This window comes from uncultured Nevskia sp. (genome assembly GCF_903885465.1).
GTDB lineage: Bacteria > Pseudomonadota > Gammaproteobacteria > Nevskiales > Nevskiaceae > Nevskia.
The window spans coordinates 1-16,226 of sequence record NZ_CAISIQ010000548.1 but is presented as its reverse complement, the minus strand read 5'-3'; the positions used below and the strand labels follow the sequence as shown (position 1 = coordinate 16,226).

Annotated in this window: 16 protein-coding genes; 7 read left to right on the top strand and 9 right to left on the bottom strand. The window is 64.7% G+C overall.

What is annotated here, in order from left to right; all coding sequences use genetic code 11:
• The 4 genes from QZY06_RS21215 to QZY06_RS21200 all read left to right on the top strand — a co-directional run.
• Positions 1–466 (top strand): type II secretion system F family protein (locus QZY06_RS21215; RefSeq protein WP_295688021.1); only part of this gene is annotated, 466 nt, incomplete at its 5' end.
• Entirely contained in the window at positions 463–1,404 is a 942-nt protein-coding gene (locus tag QZY06_RS21210) for a type II secretion system F family protein (protein ID WP_295688020.1), read from the top strand. The genes QZY06_RS21215 and QZY06_RS21210, both read left to right, overlap by 4 nt.
• Positions 1,405–1,411: 7 nt before the next feature.
• Positions 1,412–2,104, top strand: coding sequence for a tetratricopeptide repeat protein (locus tag QZY06_RS21205; protein ID WP_295688018.1), 693 nt, complete (start codon positions 1,412–1,414; stop codon positions 2,102–2,104).
• Between the two features lie 90 nt (positions 2,105–2,194).
• Positions 2,195–2,485, top strand: coding sequence for a DUF3613 domain-containing protein (locus tag QZY06_RS21200; RefSeq protein ID WP_295688016.1), 291 nt, complete (start codon positions 2,195–2,197; stop codon positions 2,483–2,485).
• 23 nt (positions 2,486–2,508) lie between these two features.
• Here the strand turns inward: QZY06_RS21200 and rsmA are convergent, their stop codons facing one another.
• The 4 genes from rsmA to QZY06_RS21180 are packed head-to-tail and all read right to left on the bottom strand — an operon-like array spanning position 2,509 to position 7,914.
• Positions 2,509–3,294 carry a 16S rRNA (adenine(1518)-N(6)/adenine(1519)-N(6))-dimethyltransferase RsmA gene (gene rsmA / locus QZY06_RS21195; RefSeq protein WP_295688013.1) on the bottom strand — a complete coding sequence of 262 codons (786 nt, stop codon included), beginning with the start codon at positions 3,292–3,294 and terminating at the stop codon, positions 2,509–2,511.
• Positions 3,291–4,274, bottom strand: coding sequence for a 4-hydroxythreonine-4-phosphate dehydrogenase PdxA (pdxA, locus tag QZY06_RS21190; protein ID WP_295688011.1), 984 nt, complete (start codon positions 4,272–4,274; stop codon positions 3,291–3,293). The genes rsmA and pdxA overlap by 4 nt, the downstream gene beginning before the upstream one ends.
• Entirely contained in the window at positions 4,275–5,627 is a 1,353-nt protein-coding gene (locus QZY06_RS21185) for a peptidylprolyl isomerase (RefSeq protein WP_295688009.1), read from the bottom strand. It abuts the gene before it with no gap.
• 58 nt (positions 5,628–5,685) lie between these two features.
• The gene (locus QZY06_RS21180) at positions 5,686–7,914 is read right to left on the bottom strand and encodes an LPS-assembly protein LptD (protein WP_295688007.1); all 2,229 of its coding nucleotides are present in this window, start codon (positions 7,912–7,914) and stop codon (positions 5,686–5,688) included.
• 256 nt (positions 7,915–8,170) lie between these two features.
• Between QZY06_RS21180 and QZY06_RS21175 the strand changes: the two genes are divergently transcribed.
• Genes QZY06_RS21175 through QZY06_RS21165 form a run of 3 tightly spaced genes read left to right on the top strand, consistent with a single transcriptional unit; the run spans position 8,171 to position 10,252 of the window.
• The gene (locus tag QZY06_RS21175) at positions 8,171–9,145 is read left to right on the top strand and encodes an aminoglycoside phosphotransferase family protein (RefSeq protein WP_367275706.1); all 975 of its coding nucleotides are present in this window, start codon (positions 8,171–8,173) and stop codon (positions 9,143–9,145) included.
• A gap of 10 nt (positions 9,146–9,155) precedes the next feature.
• A complete protein-coding gene (gene murU, locus QZY06_RS21170) occupies positions 9,156–9,854 on the top strand; it encodes an N-acetylmuramate alpha-1-phosphate uridylyltransferase MurU (RefSeq protein ID WP_295688001.1) in 699 nt (232 codons plus the stop codon).
• Complete coding sequence (locus QZY06_RS21165; protein WP_295687998.1) at positions 9,851–10,252, top strand: OsmC family protein; 402 nt, start codon at positions 9,851–9,853, stop codon at positions 10,250–10,252. Before murU ends, QZY06_RS21165 begins: the two co-directional genes overlap by 4 nt.
• An 8-nt stretch (positions 10,253–10,260) precedes the next feature.
• Here the strand turns inward: QZY06_RS21165 and lipA are convergent, their stop codons facing one another.
• The 5 genes from lipA to QZY06_RS21140 form a co-directional block, all read right to left on the bottom strand.
• Positions 10,261–11,256: a lipoyl synthase gene (lipA, locus tag QZY06_RS21160; RefSeq protein ID WP_367275705.1), complete on the bottom strand. Its 996-nt coding sequence runs from the start codon at positions 11,254–11,256 to the stop codon at positions 10,261–10,263.
• Positions 11,257–11,354: 98 nt separating this feature from the next.
• Positions 11,355–12,131, bottom strand: coding sequence for a 1-acyl-sn-glycerol-3-phosphate acyltransferase (locus tag QZY06_RS21155; protein ID WP_295687996.1), 777 nt, complete (start codon positions 12,129–12,131; stop codon positions 11,355–11,357).
• 30 nt (positions 12,132–12,161) lie between these two features.
• Entirely contained in the window at positions 12,162–12,953 is a 792-nt protein-coding gene (locus QZY06_RS21150) for a GNAT family N-acyltransferase (RefSeq protein ID WP_295687994.1), read from the bottom strand.
• Positions 12,954–13,026: 73 nt separating this feature from the next.
• Positions 13,027–15,537 (bottom strand): glucans biosynthesis glucosyltransferase MdoH, encoded by a 2,511-nt coding sequence (mdoH, locus tag QZY06_RS21145; RefSeq protein WP_295687991.1) that lies wholly within the window; start codon positions 15,535–15,537, stop codon positions 13,027–13,029.
• A gap of 19 nt (positions 15,538–15,556) precedes the next feature.
• Positions 15,557–16,226: glucan biosynthesis protein (locus QZY06_RS21140; RefSeq protein WP_295687987.1), on the bottom strand; the 670-nt coding region annotated here is incomplete at its 5' end.

Sequence of the window (16,226 nt, the reverse complement as noted above, 5' to 3'; positions counted from 1 at the left end):
GAATCAGGCGGCGCGCGAAGCCCCCAATCCGATCCGGCCTTTGTTTTCCTCGATCGGTCGTCAGGTACGCCTCGGCGCGCCGCTGGAACAGGTATTGAGCGAAGCCGGCGAAATCTATCGTCTTCGTGATCTGAAAGTGATGGCGCTTGCCGCCAGCATCAATCGCAAGTACGGCGGCAGCATGCGCGGCGTGCTGAAAAGTCTGATCGTGGTGATCCGTCAGCGCTCGTCGGCTGCGCAGGAACTGCGTGCACTGACGGCCGAAACCCGCTTCTCCGCGAAGATGCTGGCCTTCATCAATATCGGCCTGTTCGCCTGGATGTACTTCAGTAATCCGAAGTACTACGACGTGATGATCAACGACTCCACGGGCCTGCTGCTGCTGGCAGGTTCCGGAGCGATGCTCTTGCTGGGCTTCGTGGCCATGTGGCGGATGCTGAAGGGCATCGACGAGAGCGAATCATGAGTCCGACGATCTATGCGATGGTCGTGGTCGGTGCCGTGCTGTTCGGCATCGCCACTCTCGGGGTGCTGATCTGGATGGCCTTCGATGCTAACGCTGGCCGGCGTCTGCGTCGCCGCCTCGAGCTCGGTGGTGCCGAGCTTGGCGACAACTTCGACGGTGCTGAACACAAGCAATTGCTCGAAGGCTTTGCCCGCCGCGGCCAGTCGCTGGACAAGCTGGTCGACAAGGAAGGCGAAACGCCGCGCCTGCTGGCCCAGGCTGGCTGGCGCGGGCCAGAATCGCGGCTGATCTTCTACGCCCTGCAAGGACTGGTGCCGGTGCTGCTCGGCATCGGCGTGTTCATCGGTGTGCTCAGCGGTGGCGAGCTGTTCAAGGCGCCAATGCTCTACGCGATGATCTTCGCGGCGTTCGCGATCTCGCTGCTGCTGCCGCGCATTGTGTTGCGCCGAGCCGCTGCGGCGCGACGGCTCAAGATCAAGCGCGAGGTGCCGCTGTTCGTGCATCTGATGGTGCTGCTGTTCGAAGCGGGCTTGTCGACGCGTCAGGCGCTGGCCTCGATCGTTCGTGATGGCCGCGGCGTATTGCCTGAACTGGGTCGCGAATTCGATTCCGCCGTGCGCCAGTTCGATACCGGTGCCGATACCGGAGAAGTGCTGCGTCAGCTCGGTGACATGCTCGAGGTCGACGACCTCAGCAACATCATCGGTGTGCTGCGCCAGGTCGACCGCTACGGCGGTGAAGTGCGCGAACCGCTGCTCGACATGATGAAACTGATCGAAGAGCGCCGCAGTCTTGATCTGCGCGAGCAGGTCAACATCATCTCCGGCCGGCTGACCGTGGTCATGGTGCTGTTTTTCTTCCCGGCGCTGCTGATCTTCGTGGCTGGACCAGCGACGCTCAGCATCATTCGCACGCTGGGCGCGGTTGCGGGGAAGTGAGCCGACCATGAATCGGTTATCGGTCCTGGTCGTCGCGCTGCTGCTGAGCGGCTGCGCGCAGCGCGTTGTGCGCGAGACGCCGCCGGACGATTACGAGCCGATCGCGGCCGATCCTTCCAAGGTGGTCGAGATTCGCGATGACGTGATTCGCGGTCTGCTCGACAAAGGTCAGTACTACGCAGCGCTGGCGCACATCCAGGAGCAGAAGCAGGCGGCACCGGACAGTGCCCAGCTGATCTACCTGGAAGCCGAGGCACGCCGTCATCTGGGCCAGACCGCTGCGGCTGAACTGCTGTACCGACGTCTGATGGGCGGGGCACTGGAAGGCAAGGCCTGGCATGGCATCGGCTTGATGTTGACGCGCAAGGATCTGGAAGGCGCGATACGCGCGCTGCGCAGCGCTTCGGCGAAGCTGCCGACCGATGTCGAGATTCGCAACGATCTGGGCTATGCCCTGATGGAAGCAGGCCGTTATTCGGAAGCGCTGCCGGAGTTGTCGACGGCGGCCGAGTTGGCGCCTGCGCAGCTCAAGAGCCGCAACAATCTGATCATCCTGATGCTGCTGACCGGCAATCAGCCGGGTGCCGATCAGATGGCCAAACAGGCCAGCGCCACGGCTGAAACGATGAAACGGCTGCGCGCGGAAGCTCAGAGCATCCGCAGCCGGCAAGCTGCACGAAGCAGCCGTACGCCGACCTGAACCGGCGAACGAGCCCGCTTCAGGGAATCCCTCAATACCCCATTTCACCGACCGGCAGATCGAGTTTGCCGCTCAAACAGGAGAAGGAAGATGCGCGCAAAGATCATGTTGGTCCCGGTCCTGGCCTTGGCTTTCACCGCCGGCTCGGCCTGTGCAGAGGAATCGTCGACTGCTACCAGCGGCGAAGCGGCGGCCACGAGCTTTGGCTCGACGACGCGTGACTGGACCAGTCTGCAGACCAGCGGCACTGCGGCATCCCGCACCGCCCGGCCGCTGCCGGGCGACGCTGCGAAGAACATCTACGATCGCTATGCCGACAGCTTCAAGCATCCGATCCCGGAAAAATTCGAGCGGGACTCGTTCGCGACCAAGGAAAACTGAGTTCCAGCCGACGCTGGACCCGCTCAGGCCGCCGGCAGGCTGGCCCAGGCATCCGATAGCCGCGCAAACTCGGCAGGCGACAACTGCTCGGCGCGGATGCCCGGTTCGATACCGACGGCGGCAATCTGCGCCGCCGTCAGCAAACCCTTCAGACCATTGGCTAAGGTCTTGCGCCGCTGGTTGAACGCTGCAGCGACCAATCGCTCGTAAGCACCGAGATCAGCGAGTGGAAACGGCGCCGGCCTCGGCGTCAGCCGCACCACGGCGGAATCGACCTTCGGCGGCGGATGGAAGGCTTCCGGGCCGACATCGAACAGACTGACCGCTGCGGCGCGCGCCGCCATCGACACCGTCAGCCGGCCGTAATCATCGCTGCCCGGCTCGGCGCACAGGCGGTCGACCACTTCCTTCTGCAGCATGAAGTGCATGTCTTTCACCAGGCCGGCAACGCCGAGCAGGTGGAACAGCAGCGGCGTGGAAATGTTGTACGGCAGATTGCCGACCAGACGCAGCGGCCGGCCATCGTCCACGAACTGCGCGAAATCGACTTCCAGCGCATCGCCCATGTGGATTTCCAACTTCTCCGACTGACCGCAAGCCGCACGCAGCGGCGCGATCACATCGCGATCGATCTCGACCACGCGCAGCCGCGTCACCTTCGGCAGCAGCAGCCGGGTCAATGCGCCGCGACCGGGGCCGATCTCGACCAGGGCATCGTCCGGCTTCGGATTGACGGTGCGGACGATGCGGTCGAGCACCGCCTGATCGTGCAGGAAGTGCTGGCCGAAGCGTTTTTTCGGTGCGCTCATCGAGCGATCTCCTGACGGCGCGCAACCAGTTCGATGGCGGCATCGATCGCTGCCCGCAGGCTGCCGGTATCGGCGCGGCCCGTGCCGGCCAGTTCCAGCGCGGTGCCGTGATCGACCGAGGTACGAATGATCGGTAGGCCGAGCGTGATGTTCACCGCTTCGCCGAAGCCGCTGGACTTCAGCACCGGCAGGCCCTGGTCGTGATACATGGCAAGTACGGCATCGGCACCGGCAAGTCCTTTGGCAGTGAACAGCGTGTCCGCCGGCATCGGGCCGATCAGGTCAAGGCCTTCGGCACGGAGTTGATCGAGCACGGGAATGATGGTGTCGATCTCCTCGCGGCCCAAGTGGCCGCCTTCGCCAGCATGTGGATTCAGGCCACAGACCAGGATGCGCGGCCGGGCGATGCCGAATTTGCTGCGCAGATCGCCATCGACGATCCGCAGCACGGCAGCCAGACCCTCGCGGGTGATTGCGTCCGGCACCGCACGCAGTGGCAGATGAGTCGTCGCCAGCGCCACGCGCAGCTTGGGAGCGGCAAGCAGCATCACCGGCAGCGGCGCGTTGCAGAGCTCGGCGAGAAATTCGGTATGGCCGGTGAACGGCATGCCGGCATCGTTGATCACGCCCTTGTGCACGGGTGCCGTGACCATCGCATCGGCAGCGCCAGACAGACAGGCGCGAGCGGCCACTCTCAAGGTATGCAGTACGTAGCCGGCATTGGCCGGATCGAGATGACCGGCGTTGACCGGCGCCGCCGTTTCAACCGGATGCACCTGCAGGCTGCCCGGCACGTGGACGGCATCGCTGGCCGCGACCAAGCGTAGTGGCAGGCCGAGCAGGGCGGCCCGTTCGGCGAGCAGCTCAGGATCGGCAACCACCGCCAGCTGCGCAGCCAGCGGATCCTGAGCAATGCGGATGATCAGATCAGGGCCGATGCCCGCCGGTTCGCCCGGCGTGACGATCAGGCGGGGCAGCACCTAGCCGGCCGGCTTGGCAGCGGGAGGCGTTGTCGTGGTCGCAGGCGTTGTCGTCGCGGCATCGGGTGTCATCCGATACTCCACATACGCTTCCTCGCGCAGGCGACGCACCCAGGTCTCGTATTCCTCGGCTTCCTTGCGCACCGAGATCGAGGTGCGGATGCGGCCACGACGAGCTTCCACCGTCGCGTCACGCGTACGGCGATCGTTGACCTTGGCGATATGCCAGCCGAACTGGGTGTGGAACGGCGTGCTGATCTGGCCCGGCTGCAGTTCGTCGAGCGCTTTCTGGAACTCCGGCGCGAACACGCCCGGTGGCTGCCAGCCGAGATCGCCGCCCGAGTTCTTGGAACCCGGATCGTCCGAATACTTCTTCGCCAACACCGCGAAATCCTCACCCTTGAGCAGACGCTCGTGAATCTCGCGGATCAGGGCTTGGGAACCATCGTCGTCGCGCAAGGCGTTGACCTGCAGCAGGATGTGCTGCGACTTGGTCTCGCTGACCGTGGTGCGCTCGCCGGCGTCGCGCTTGTCGGTCAACTTGATCAGGTTGAAGCCGCTGCCGGATTCGATGATGTCGGCAACGTCGCCGATGGCGAGCTTTGGCGCGACCTTGGCGAATGCAGTCGGCAGGTTGGCGCCCTTGCGCCAGTCGAGATCGCCGCCGGATAGCGCCTGCTGGCCATCGGAATTGGCAATCGCCAGCTGGGTGAAATCTTCGCCGCCGCGGGCACGGGCCAGCAGCGCCGTGGCCTTGGCGCGCGCTGCTTCGCGGACTTCGGTGGTGGCGCCGTCCGGCACCGACACCAGGATGTGGGCAAGCCGGTATTCGGTGGTGTCCTCGGCGGAGGCCGTGGCCAGCGCCAGATCGATGTCCTGATCGGTGACCTGCACGCGCGATGCGACTTCCTTCTGGCGCACGCGCTGGGTCAGCACTTCGTCACGGATCTGCTCGCGGACCGACGCGTAATCGAGACCATCCTTCTTCAGCACTTCGATGAACTGCGGCAGGCTCATCTTGTTCTGCGCGGCGACCGAGTTCAGCACGTCGTTCAGTTCGCGATCATCGATGCGGATACCGGCTTCGGCGGCCCGCTGCGTCTGCAGACGGGTGACGATCAGGCGCTCCAGCACCTGCGATTCGATCACGCCGGCAGGCGGCGCCGGGATGTTGCGATCACGCAGCTGGGCTTCGGCGATCTTCAGGGCGCGTTCCATCTCGCTCTGCAGCACCACGCCATCGTTGACCACGGCGATGATGCGATCGAGCGACTCCACTGCCGCCAGCGCCTTCGCGCCAGTCAGAGTGGCGACGATCAGGAATGCGAGCTTCAGCAGGGACTTGGTGGGCATCATCAGCACAGGTGAGACAGAACGGGCGAAAAGGTTATCACGCGCGGCTTGAGGGGCTTCAGCGACTGCCCAGGCTGCGCCGGTCAGTGTCGAAATCTTCGTTCGGCAGCAAGCGTTCGAAGCCGTTGCCGATCCGGGTCAGGCCTTTCAGTTCGAGCTGCACGTAGAAGCCGTTGTTGAAGCGATCGACGCCGCCGACCAGATAGCGACGATAGGTGGCGCTGACCGCCCAGCAGCAGGTCTGATACTCGGCGCCCCCAAAGGCTTCCAGGGTGCTGTCGTCGCGCAGGCTGTAACGCATCCGCGCCGCCAGCCGCCAGGCATCGGTAATCGGTGTCGAGAAGCTGGCATCGGCCTGTTCGAGAAGATCGCGCCGATAGCGGTAGGCGAGGTCGAAGCGGCGGCCACCGGCGCTGGCCTCCGGGTCCCGGTAGCGCAGCGCGACGGAACTGCGCTGGACGCGGTCGAGCGTCGGCGCGACTTCGCTGGTACCAGTTGCCGACCAGCGGCTGCTCAGCTGGTATTCGAGATTGCCGAGCAAATTGGAGCCGCCTTCGCTCGGCGTGGCGAAGTTGGGCAGATCGACTCGCGGGCCACGGAAGTAATAGATCTGGCCGAGCGTGGCGCTGAGCCGGGCGATGCCGGAGTCGCTTTCGATCAGCCGCGAGGTAACGGCGGTGGTCAGCTGATTGGCGTCGGATACCCGGTCGTAGCCGGAATAGCGATTGCGTGCGAACAGCTGCGGAAAATCGAAATCGGGCAGGCCACTATCGAACAGGGGCAGCAGGCTCTGATCGCGATACGGCACGTACAGATAGAACAGCTTCGGCTCCAAGGTCTGCACATTGCCGCTGCCGGTCAGACGCTCGAAACGCAGACCGCCCTCGGCGCTGAGCAGCGGCAAGGTGCGGCGTGGCGCATCGGGCACGCCAGCGTCGGTGTTGGTCAGGTTGTAGGCGGTGTAAGACAGATCACCCTGGGCGTTTGCATACCAGGACAGCTGATCGTGCTCCCAGCGCAGGTAAGGCTGGGCGATGACTCTCTGGCCTTCCACCGAGCCGGCTCGCGCGAAGTTGGTGAACTCGCCGAACAGACCGGCGCGGGTGCCCAGGAAACTGTTCTTGCTCAGGCCGTCGACCCGAATCTGCGGCAGCCGCGTGTAGGGGTCCGGATCAAGACCGGTCAGGCTGGAAGTCTGGCTGGTGGCTAGCGTCTGGTACTCCTGCACCAGCGCTTCGACCCGGAACACCGTCGGCGCCTGATAGGTGAACTTGACGCCGCGTTCCAGGAACGGCGTCGAGGTCAGATCGACACCGCCGCCAAAAGTCGCGAAATAGTTGCGGTCGCTGACATAGCCGTACTTGGCTTCGACGCCGAGGCTGCGGCTCAGCGCGCCGACATGGCGGTAGTCGATGTAGCTGCGGCTTTCGCCGCCGAGCTTGTCGTCGCTGGGCAGGTACTCGCCGAACAGCGAGCCTTCGTTGCTGGACAGCAGATAGCGGCCTTCGCCGCCGATCTGCGCGCCGCGCTCCGACAGATAACGCGGAATCAGCGTCACGTCGTAGTTCGAACCGAGATTCAGATAGACCGGCCAGCGGATATCGAAACCGGTGTTCTGGTTGTTGCCGACGATCGGGAACAGGAAACCGGAATGGCGCAGGCCATCGATCGGAAACTGGAACCAAGGCAGATAGAACAATGGCACGCCCTGGAAACGCAGCAGCGCGTTGGTGGCTTCGCCGCGGCCCGTGTCCTGGTCGAGCGAGATGCTTGACGCCGTCAGCGTCCAGGCCTCGTTGCCGGGCGCGCAGGTGGTGAAGCGCACCTCTTCGAGCTTGGCGTTGCCGGCCTCGGCCACCGACATCTTTTCGGCAACGCCGCGGCCATTGATCGAGCGCAGGGTGAAATCGTTGTTGAGAAACACACCGTTGCCGAGCTTTAGATCGTAGTCGGTCTGACCACTGCGGATCGCGTAGCGCGAGTCGCGGAACAAGGTCTGCGAATCGGTGCGCAGGCGCTGGTCGGATTCGCTGTAATCGACCTTGTCGGCAGCGAACTCGCGGCCGCTCTGGCTGACCCGCACCGAGCCGCTGAGGCTGGACTGGCCGCCTTCGTTGAAATCGACCTTGTCGGCGCTCAGCACCAGCTTCGGATCAGCCGGGATCGGCGGCATCTCGCTGGTGAAATCGACCTGCGGGCACGACGCCGCGTCGCCGCGAGCGGCGCTGCTGCACAGCGCTGATAAGACCGCGCAGGCGCGCAGCAGTCGGAACGTAGAGGGTCGCAAGCTGGAGGGTCCTTGAAGGCCGGCGAAGTATGGGTTTGCCGGGGCGTGTTGACAATTACTTTGCGCCCGGCGCGACGATCAAGGCCGTTGCCAGCAAGCCCCTCGGTGCAATTGCATCGGCGCGCTCTTACCCTATGGCCTCCCTTCGATCTCCAGCCCCTTTCCCGTGACCGGCTCTGCCTCCGTTGCTGCTTCCCTGAACGCCCTCGATTCCCGTGCCGTGCAAGCGCGCGACTGGGCATTTGCCCGCCTCGACTTGAGTGCGGCGCCAGGCGGCGCAAGCTTCGCGCCGGCCTCGGCCGATGCCAGCTTCCGGCGCTACTTCCGTATCGTTTCTGGCCATATCGTCGATGGCCAGCGAAGCTGGATCGTCATGGACGCGCCGCCTGCGCAGGAAGACTGCCGGCCGTTCCTGAAAGTCGGTGCGCTGCTGCTCGAAGCCGGCGTGCATGCGCCGCAGGTGCTGGCTCAGGATCTCGACCAGGGTTTTCTGCTGCTCTCCGATCTCGGCGCCCAGACCTACCTCGATGTCCTGACTCTGGACAATGCCGACGAGCTGTTCGCGCCTGCGATCAGCACCTTGATCCAGTGGCAGCTGGCGTCGCGACCCGGCGTGTTGCCGGATTACGATGAGCCCTTGCTGGCCCGCGAACTGGCGCTGTTCCCGGATTGGTATCTGTCCCGCCACCTCGGCGTCAGCCTGAGCGGTGACGATCTCGCCGCCTGGCAGTCGGTCTGCGCGACCTTGATCGCTGCCGCACTCGCGCAGCCGAAGGTCTATGTCCATCGCGATTACATGCCGCGCAACCTGATGATCAGCGAGCCGGGGCCTCATTTTCGGGTGGGCGTGCTCGACCATCAGGATGCGGTCTACGGCCCGATTGCCTACGACCCGATCTGCCTGTTCAAGGATGCCTTCCTGAGCTGGCCGGAAGCGCGCATCGACGCCTGGCTGCGCCGCTATCACCGGCAGGGCCTGATGGCCGGGCTGCCACTGACCGCGGACTACGTCGCCTTCCGCCGGGATGCCGACTGGATCGGCCTGCAGCGTCATCTGAAGGTGCTCGGCATCTTCGCGCGCATCAACTATCGCGACGGCAAGCCGAAGTATCTCGCCGACACACCGCGCTTCATCCGTTACGTGGTCGATGTCGCCGCCCGCTATGCGGAACTGGCGCCGCTGGCGGCGCTGTTCGAACGCTACGTACTGCCGGTCGTGCCGCTCGCGTGAGCTTGCGGCGATGAAAGCGATGATCCTGGCTGCCGGTCGCGGTGAACGCATGCGGCCGCTGACCGACCATACGCCGAAGCCGCTGATTCCCGTTGCCGGCCGGCCGCTGATCGAGCATCACCTGCAGCGGCTGAAGGCGGCCGGCATCACCGACATCGTCATCAACCTCGGCTGGCTCGGTGATCGGCTGCGCGAGCATCTCGGTGATGGACGGACGCTGGGTCTGTCGATCGCCTGGTCCGTAGAAGGCTGGCCGGCGCTGGAAACCGGCGGCGGCATCTTTCACGCGCTGCCGTTGTTGGGGCCTGCGCCGTTCCTGCTGATCAACGGCGATGTCTGGAGCGATTACCCGCTGGAACGCCTTGTCGCGCGTGCCGCGAGCCTTCCGGAGAACGATCTCGCCCATCTGCTGCTGGTGCCGAATCCGCCACACAACACGCGCGGCGATTTCGGTCTTGCCGGTGATGACGCTGGTGGTCGTCTGATCACCGCTTGCGCCGAAGCGCATACCTTCAGCGGCCTGTCGGTGTTGCGGCCCGAGCTGTTCACCGATTGCACCCCCGGCGCCTTTCCGCTGGCGCCGCTGCTGCGCGATGCTGCGATCCGCGGCCGGGTCAGCGCCGAGCTGTATCGCGGCAGCTGGATCGACGTCGGCACGCCGGAACGGCTGGCCACCCTTGAAGCTCAATTCACGCAGGAGGTTCGATGAGCAGTCCCGAAATCCAGGTCAGCAAGGCCGCCGATGGCAAGCTGATGCAGGTGGTCAGCGCCGGCCGTCACCTGTTCAGCGTCGATGCACCGATCGCGTCCGGCGGTGACGACGGCGGGCCTGATCCGCACGATCTGCTCAATGCTGCACTCGGTGCCTGCACCGCGCTGACCGTGACCATGGTCGCCCAGCGCCGGCAGATTCCACTCGACGATCTGAAAGTGACGATCGCCTTCACCGAAGCCGAAGGCGTCTACCGGATCACCCGCACGCTGGCCTTCATCGGTGCGCTCAGCGAGGAGCAGAAAACCTATCTGACCGGCATCGCCAACAAGTGCCCGATCCACAAGGCGCTGAGCGGGCGTTTCGAGATCAGCACGCTGACCGCCGAAGCCTGAGCTAAGTCTCAGACGCTGGCTTCACCGGCCAGCACGCCATGCGCTTGCTGGTCGGCGTGGTAGCTGGAGCGCACCATCGGGCCGCTGGCAACGTGGTCGAAGCCCATTTCCAGGCCGACCACGCGCAGGCGCTCGAACTCGTCGGGGTGGACGTAGCGGATCACTGGCAGGTGATGCTTCGACGGCTGCAAGTACTGGCCCAGCGTGAGCATGTTGACGCCGTGGGCGCGCAGGTCCCGCATCACCTGTTCGATCTCCTCGATCTCTTCGCCGAGGCCGAGCATGAGGCCGGACTTGGTCGGCACGTTCGGGTGCAGGCCCTTGAAGCGTTCCAGCAGATCCAGCGACCAGTCGTAATCCGAACCCGGACGGGCCTGCTTGTACAGGCGCGGCACGGTTTCCAGATTGTGGTTGAAGACGTCCGGCGGGTTGTTCTTGAAGATCGCCAGCGCCGGGTCCATGCGGCCGCGGAAATCCGGCACCAGCACTTCGATGACCAGCTTCGGTGATGCGACGCGGGACTCGGCAATGCAGGCCGCGAAGTGGGCGGCGCCGCCGTCCTTCAGATCGTCGCGATCGACGCTGGTGATGACCACGTAGCGCAGGCCCATGTCGGCGATGGTGCGCGCCAGCTTGGCTGGCTCCTCGGTGTCGAGGGCGTTCGGGCGGCCATGGGCCACGTCGCAGAACGGGCAGCGCCGGGTGCAGATGTCACCCATGATCATGAACGTCGCCGTGCCCTTGCCGAAGCATTCGGACAGGTTCGGGCAGCTGGCTTCCTCGCAGACCGTGTGCAGGCCATTGGCGCGCAATGCCGCTTTGACCTTGGCGACTTCGGCCGATTCGCCGAGCTTGGCGCGAATCCAGTTCGGCTTGCGCAGCGGGTTGACGGTCGGCTCGACCTTGATCGGAATGCGCGCCATCTTCTCGGCGGCGCGCAGCTTCACGCCGGCAACGATCGGAGCGGGCGGGGCAGGCTGGGCAACGGGGGGCGACTGGGACACAGGGGAACCTGATGTGTCGGGGATGCCGCGTAGTTTACGGCCGCAGGGCCGATTGCGCCGGGCGCGGCGCTGCTACTTTCCTACTAGACACGGGAAAACTAAGCGGCGAGCGAATCGCGTGCTTCGCGCGAGGTCGGCGTGCGGATCGAATCCGGCGCGATCGCGGTGCAGATCGCCGTGTGTGCAGCGTGGGCCAGCCCGGCGCGATCATGGTCGCCGGGCTCGATTGCCGGGCAGTAGATGACTTCAGCGGTGATCGGGCCGTTCTTCAGCAGACGATAGATGTTGCGGATCATGTCGTCGTCGCCAATGAACGGCGCGGTCTTGGTGCCGTTCGCTGCGGCGCTGTAGCGCAGCGCGACCGGCTGCACCGGACGCTTGGTTTCGATCGCCGTGGCGAACAGGCGCGGCTGGAACTTGAGTACGATCGAGCCGTCTGTAGTCGTGCCTTCCGGGAAGAACACGATCGAGTCGTGACCCAGATGCGCATCGATCGCGGTGATCAGATCCTTGGTGCCGCCCGAGCCGCGGCGCAGGTAGAAGGTGCCGGAAGCATCGGCCAACCAACCAATCACCGGCCATTCGCCGACTTCGGCTTTCGATACGAAACGCGTGGCTTCGAACGCGGCGACCACTGGGATGTCGAGCCAGGAGATGTGATTGCAGACGATCACCCGGGTGCCGACCATCGGCGTGCCGCGCACCACCAGCTTCACATCGAGAATGCGCAGCAGCACCCGATGCCACCAGGTGCTGAGGTTCTCGCGGGAATAACGGCCGCGGCCGTCGAGATTGACCAGTACCGCCAGGCCGAGCCCGACGAACAGATGGGAAACGATGCGGATCGACTTGGTGGCTACGCGAAAATAACTCACGTCTGCGGCCGATCATTCACGGACAAGTGCTCAGGCGTGACCCGCAACAACGGTCGTCTCCTCGATCTTCGAGCGGTCCAGAAAGTGGCGGGCATAGCGTGGGTGCAGGTCGCTGACGTTGAGCAGCACGAAGACGTCGGCGCAGTTGAATTCGCGATCCCAATACGGCTCGCCGCAAGCCTTGGCGCCGAGACTGAAATAAGCCTTCAGCAGCGGCGGCAGGCGCACCTTGTCGACCGGGCGGGCATCGGCGATCGGCAGCTGGATCAGCGGACGGACTCGCTGCCAGGGCGCGGCCATGTATTTCTGCTTGATCTGGCCGAGGATCGCGTGGGCGTTGGCGCCACCGTCTTCGAGGCCGATCGAGGCACAGCCGAACAGGTAGTCGAATTCGTTCTTGATGATGAACTCGGCGAGCGCCTGCCAGAGCACGGCGATCACCACACCGCTGCGGTATTCGGCGTCGACGCAGGTGCGGCCGACTTCCATCACCCGGCCGGGCAGGGAGTCGATCATCTTCAGATCGAACTCGCCGGCGGAATAGAAGCCGCCAGCCCGCGAGGCCTTGTCGTCGGTCAGGATGCGGGTGCAGGCCACCAGCCGGCCGCTGCTGGTTTCGCGCACGGTGAGGTGGCGGCACCAGGCGTCGTAGTGATCGGTATCGAGGCCGTCGGCACCGCCGTCGATATCGGCGCCCATCTCGCCGGCAAAGATGCGATAGCGAAGACGCTGCGTCTCGGCGATCTCGTCGGGCGTGGTCGCGAAGCCGGCGATGAAGCGGGGCGTGCTTTCTGGCGTGCTGGTTTCAATCACTGGGGACATGACTTGCTCCGACGAACATTTCGCAAACTCTATGAACGTCGCGTTGAAATGTGATGACTTCGGCTTGAAGCATTTATGACAGCACGGCCGGATTGACGTTCGTCATCCAGCTCTTGTGGGCTTCGGTCGAAGTCCAGACCAGGTAGTGCAGTCTTGATAAAGCGATGGAATCCGTCAACAGCATGTTCTTCTGATTCGCATCGAGTTTCGCTGGCCCCTGGAGCAAGGCCGTTTGCAGCAGCGCCAGACGCTCGCGCTTGGTGGCATCCGAGTGGAACGTCCGCGCCGTGCCGGCCGAACAGACCAAGGCATTGGCGATCGGATCGGTCACGGCCACTCGGAAATCCGAATATTCCGGCGCCCGCTTGAAACCGAGCGCCGTCCAGCGCAGCTCGCGCGGCGGCACCGCCTCCTCCGGGATCAGGAAGAAGCGGCCGTTCTTGAAAGTGCGGCCCAGGGTCACCTTGCTGGACCAGACCGATAGCGGAATCGCCAGCATCAAGGCGCCGACCACCGGCAGCAGCCACCACAGGAACGCCGGTTCCAGGTAGTAGACCAGTGCTGCCCAGAGCACCCCGAGCACGGTGCCAAAGCCATGACGGGCGATCGCTTCCGACCACGGCGTCTGTGAATCCTCACGCGGTGGCGATTTCCACTGGATACCGATGCCGAGCAGTGCGGCGGTCACGAAATGGGCATGGAACAGCATGCGCACCGGCGCCAGCATCGCCGAGAAAATCAGCTCCATCAGCATGCTGACGGTCAGGGTCAGACCGCCGCCGAAGTTGCGGGCGCCTTTCGCGAGGATGACGATCACTGCCAGGATTTTCGGCAGGAACAGCAAAGTGGCAGTCGCCGAGAACAGCGCGATCGCCCATTCCGGATGCCATTCCGGCCAGGACGGGAACAGCTGGTTCGGCTGCGTGAAGTACTGCGGCACGGCGAAAGTCTGCACGGCGAGCAAGGCCGTCGACAGCACCAGCGAGGTGAACCACAGCGGTGCCGACAGATAGGCCATGACGCCGGTCATGAACACCGCGCGATGAGCCGGATGCAGGCCGGAGGTCATGAACAGGCGGAAGTTCATCAGATTGCCCTGGCACCAGCGGCGATCGCGCTTCAGCTCATCGAGCAGGTTCGGCGGCATTTCCTCATAGGACCCGTCGAGGTCGTAGGCGATCCACACCGCCCAGCCGGCACGGCGCATCAGGGCGGCTTCGACGAAATCGTGACTGAGGATTTCCCCGGATAGAGCGCCGCGTCCCGGCAGCCGGGGCAGCGAGCAATGGGCGAGGAACGGCGCTACGCGAATGATCGCGTTGTGGCCCCAGTAGTGACTTTCGCCGAGCTGCCAAAAGTGCAGGCCGGCGGTGAACAGCGGGCCGTAGACGCGCGTCGCGAACTGCTGGATACGCGCATACAGCGTGTCGCGGCCGGAGGCGCGCGGCGCGGTCTGGATGATGCCGGCGCTCGGATTGGCTTCCATCAGCTGGGCGAGGCGCACCAGGCAGGAGCCGCTCATCACCGAGTCGGCGTCGAGAATCACCATGTACTTGTAGGCCGAGCCCCAGCGCCGGCAGAAGTCGGCGATGTTGCCGCTCTTGCGCTTGATGCGGTGGCGGCGGCGCCGGTAGTGCACGCGACCGAAGCCACCGACTTCACGGCAGAGCAGCAGCCAGGCTTCCAGTTCGGCGACCCGGATATCTGGATCAGAGGTGTCGCTGAGGATGTAGAAATCGAATGCTGCACCCTGTCCGCTGCGCATCACCGAGTCGTAGGTGGCGCGCAGGCCGGCGAACACGCGGGCGGTGTTTTCGTTGCAGATCGGCATCAGGATCGCGGTGCGCGCGCCGTCCGGCAGTTTCGAGTCCGGCACCTTGCTGCTGTTGATCGAATAGCGATCCTGGCCAATCAGCAATTGCAGGAAGCCCATCATCGCCGTCCAGAATCCGGCCGATACCCAGGCGAACAGCACCGCGTAGAGGATCAGCATCGCCACTTCGAGCGCATGGGCGCCGTGATACGGCAGCACCGCAGTCATGTAATAGGTAGCGACCACGGTCTGGGCGATGACCAGAAACACCAGGATGAACCGGCGGACCGAGGCGGCGACATGCCAGCGGCCGGCCGGCATCGGCGCATCCGGTTCCGGCACCGCAGCGCTGCCTTCCTCGGGCCGCTGGTTGCTGCCGCCGAGCAGCAGGCGGCCGATCGAACGGAACAGCGCTTTCAGAGGATTCGGCGACCACGGCCGCGAAGTGAACGAAGCACGCCGCAGTGCCGGCATCGTTGCCAGACGCACCCGGCCTTGCAGGTCTTCGGTGAAAGCACGGCTTTCCAGCTGCTCACCTTTTCGCTCGGCACCGTCGAGCGCCATTTTCAGGCGCGGCGCGATCGAGCTGAGCGCCGGGTTTTCACGATCGAATCCGGCGCCGGCCAGCAGGTGATGGACCTCGACCAGGGGATCTGCCGACTGCGCGGCTTGGGCCAGCAAGGCCGCGCGAGCGGCATCCGACAGATGCAGCTTCGCGCAGTAGGCTTCCGCGGCGGCCAGCGAGTTGGGCGAGGCGTTCGATGAGTCCATGGTGGATGTACTGCCCGGATCAGCCCGGCGGCAGCACGTAGCTCCAGGTTTCCGACAAGGTGCTGCTGTCACCCTTCAGATAGGCGCGCAGTTCGACCGCCTTGTCTTCATCGACCCGCTTCAGGCGCAGAGAGACGCGCCAGCCGCCGGTCACTTCGTTGCGATAGGTGGTGCGTTCGAGCAATTCGCCGTTGCCGTCGACGGTGACCACGCCTTCGATCTTGGCGTCGGCCTTCAGCTTCTCGAGCGCCGGGCCGGTGAAGTCGATCACGAAGCCGATGCTGCCGTCGTTGCCACGGCCGTAACCGCCGCGTCCGCGCCGGCTCTGTTCGACCCAGGCCAGTGGCGGCCGCTTTTCCTTGTCCATCTGCCAGAGCATCCGGTAGTCGAGCGCCAGCGGCGCACCCGGCTGCGGCATGTTGTCCGGCACCCAGTAGGCGACGACGTTGTCATTGGTTTCGTCCGGCGTCGGGATCTGTACCAACTCGACTCTGCCCGCGCCCCAAGCGCCCTTCGGCTCGATCCACAGGCTGGGCCTGAGTTCGTGGCGCACTTCCAGATCTTCGTAGCGCTCGAACTTGCGGTCGCGCTGCATCAGGCCGAAGCCCTGCGGGTTCGACATCGAGAATGACGTCACCAGCAAGCGCTTCGGATAGACCAGCGGCCGCCAGATCCACTCGCCGGTGCCG

Coding starts and splice junctions, on each gene's coding strand:
- mdoH (WP_295687991.1), bottom strand. CDS start 15,537: ATGGACTCATCGAACGCCTCGCCCAACTCGCTGGCCGCCGCGGAAGCC.
- QZY06_RS21150 (WP_295687994.1), bottom strand. CDS start 12,953: ATGTCCCCAGTGATTGAAACCAGCACGCCAGAAAGCACGCCCCGCTTC.
- rsmA (WP_295688013.1), bottom strand. CDS start 3,294: ATGAGCGCACCGAAAAAACGCTTCGGCCAGCACTTCCTGCACGATCAG.
- QZY06_RS21205 (WP_295688018.1), top strand. CDS start 1,412: ATGAATCGGTTATCGGTCCTGGTCGTCGCGCTGCTGCTGAGCGGCTGC.
- murU (WP_295688001.1), top strand. CDS start 9,156: ATGAAAGCGATGATCCTGGCTGCCGGTCGCGGTGAACGCATGCGGCCG.
- QZY06_RS21185 (WP_295688009.1), bottom strand. CDS start 5,627: ATGCCCACCAAGTCCCTGCTGAAGCTCGCATTCCTGATCGTCGCCACT.
- QZY06_RS21210 (WP_295688020.1), top strand. CDS start 463: ATGAGTCCGACGATCTATGCGATGGTCGTGGTCGGTGCCGTGCTGTTC.
- QZY06_RS21200 (WP_295688016.1), top strand. CDS start 2,195: ATGCGCGCAAAGATCATGTTGGTCCCGGTCCTGGCCTTGGCTTTCACC.
- QZY06_RS21165 (WP_295687998.1), top strand. CDS start 9,851: ATGAGCAGTCCCGAAATCCAGGTCAGCAAGGCCGCCGATGGCAAGCTG.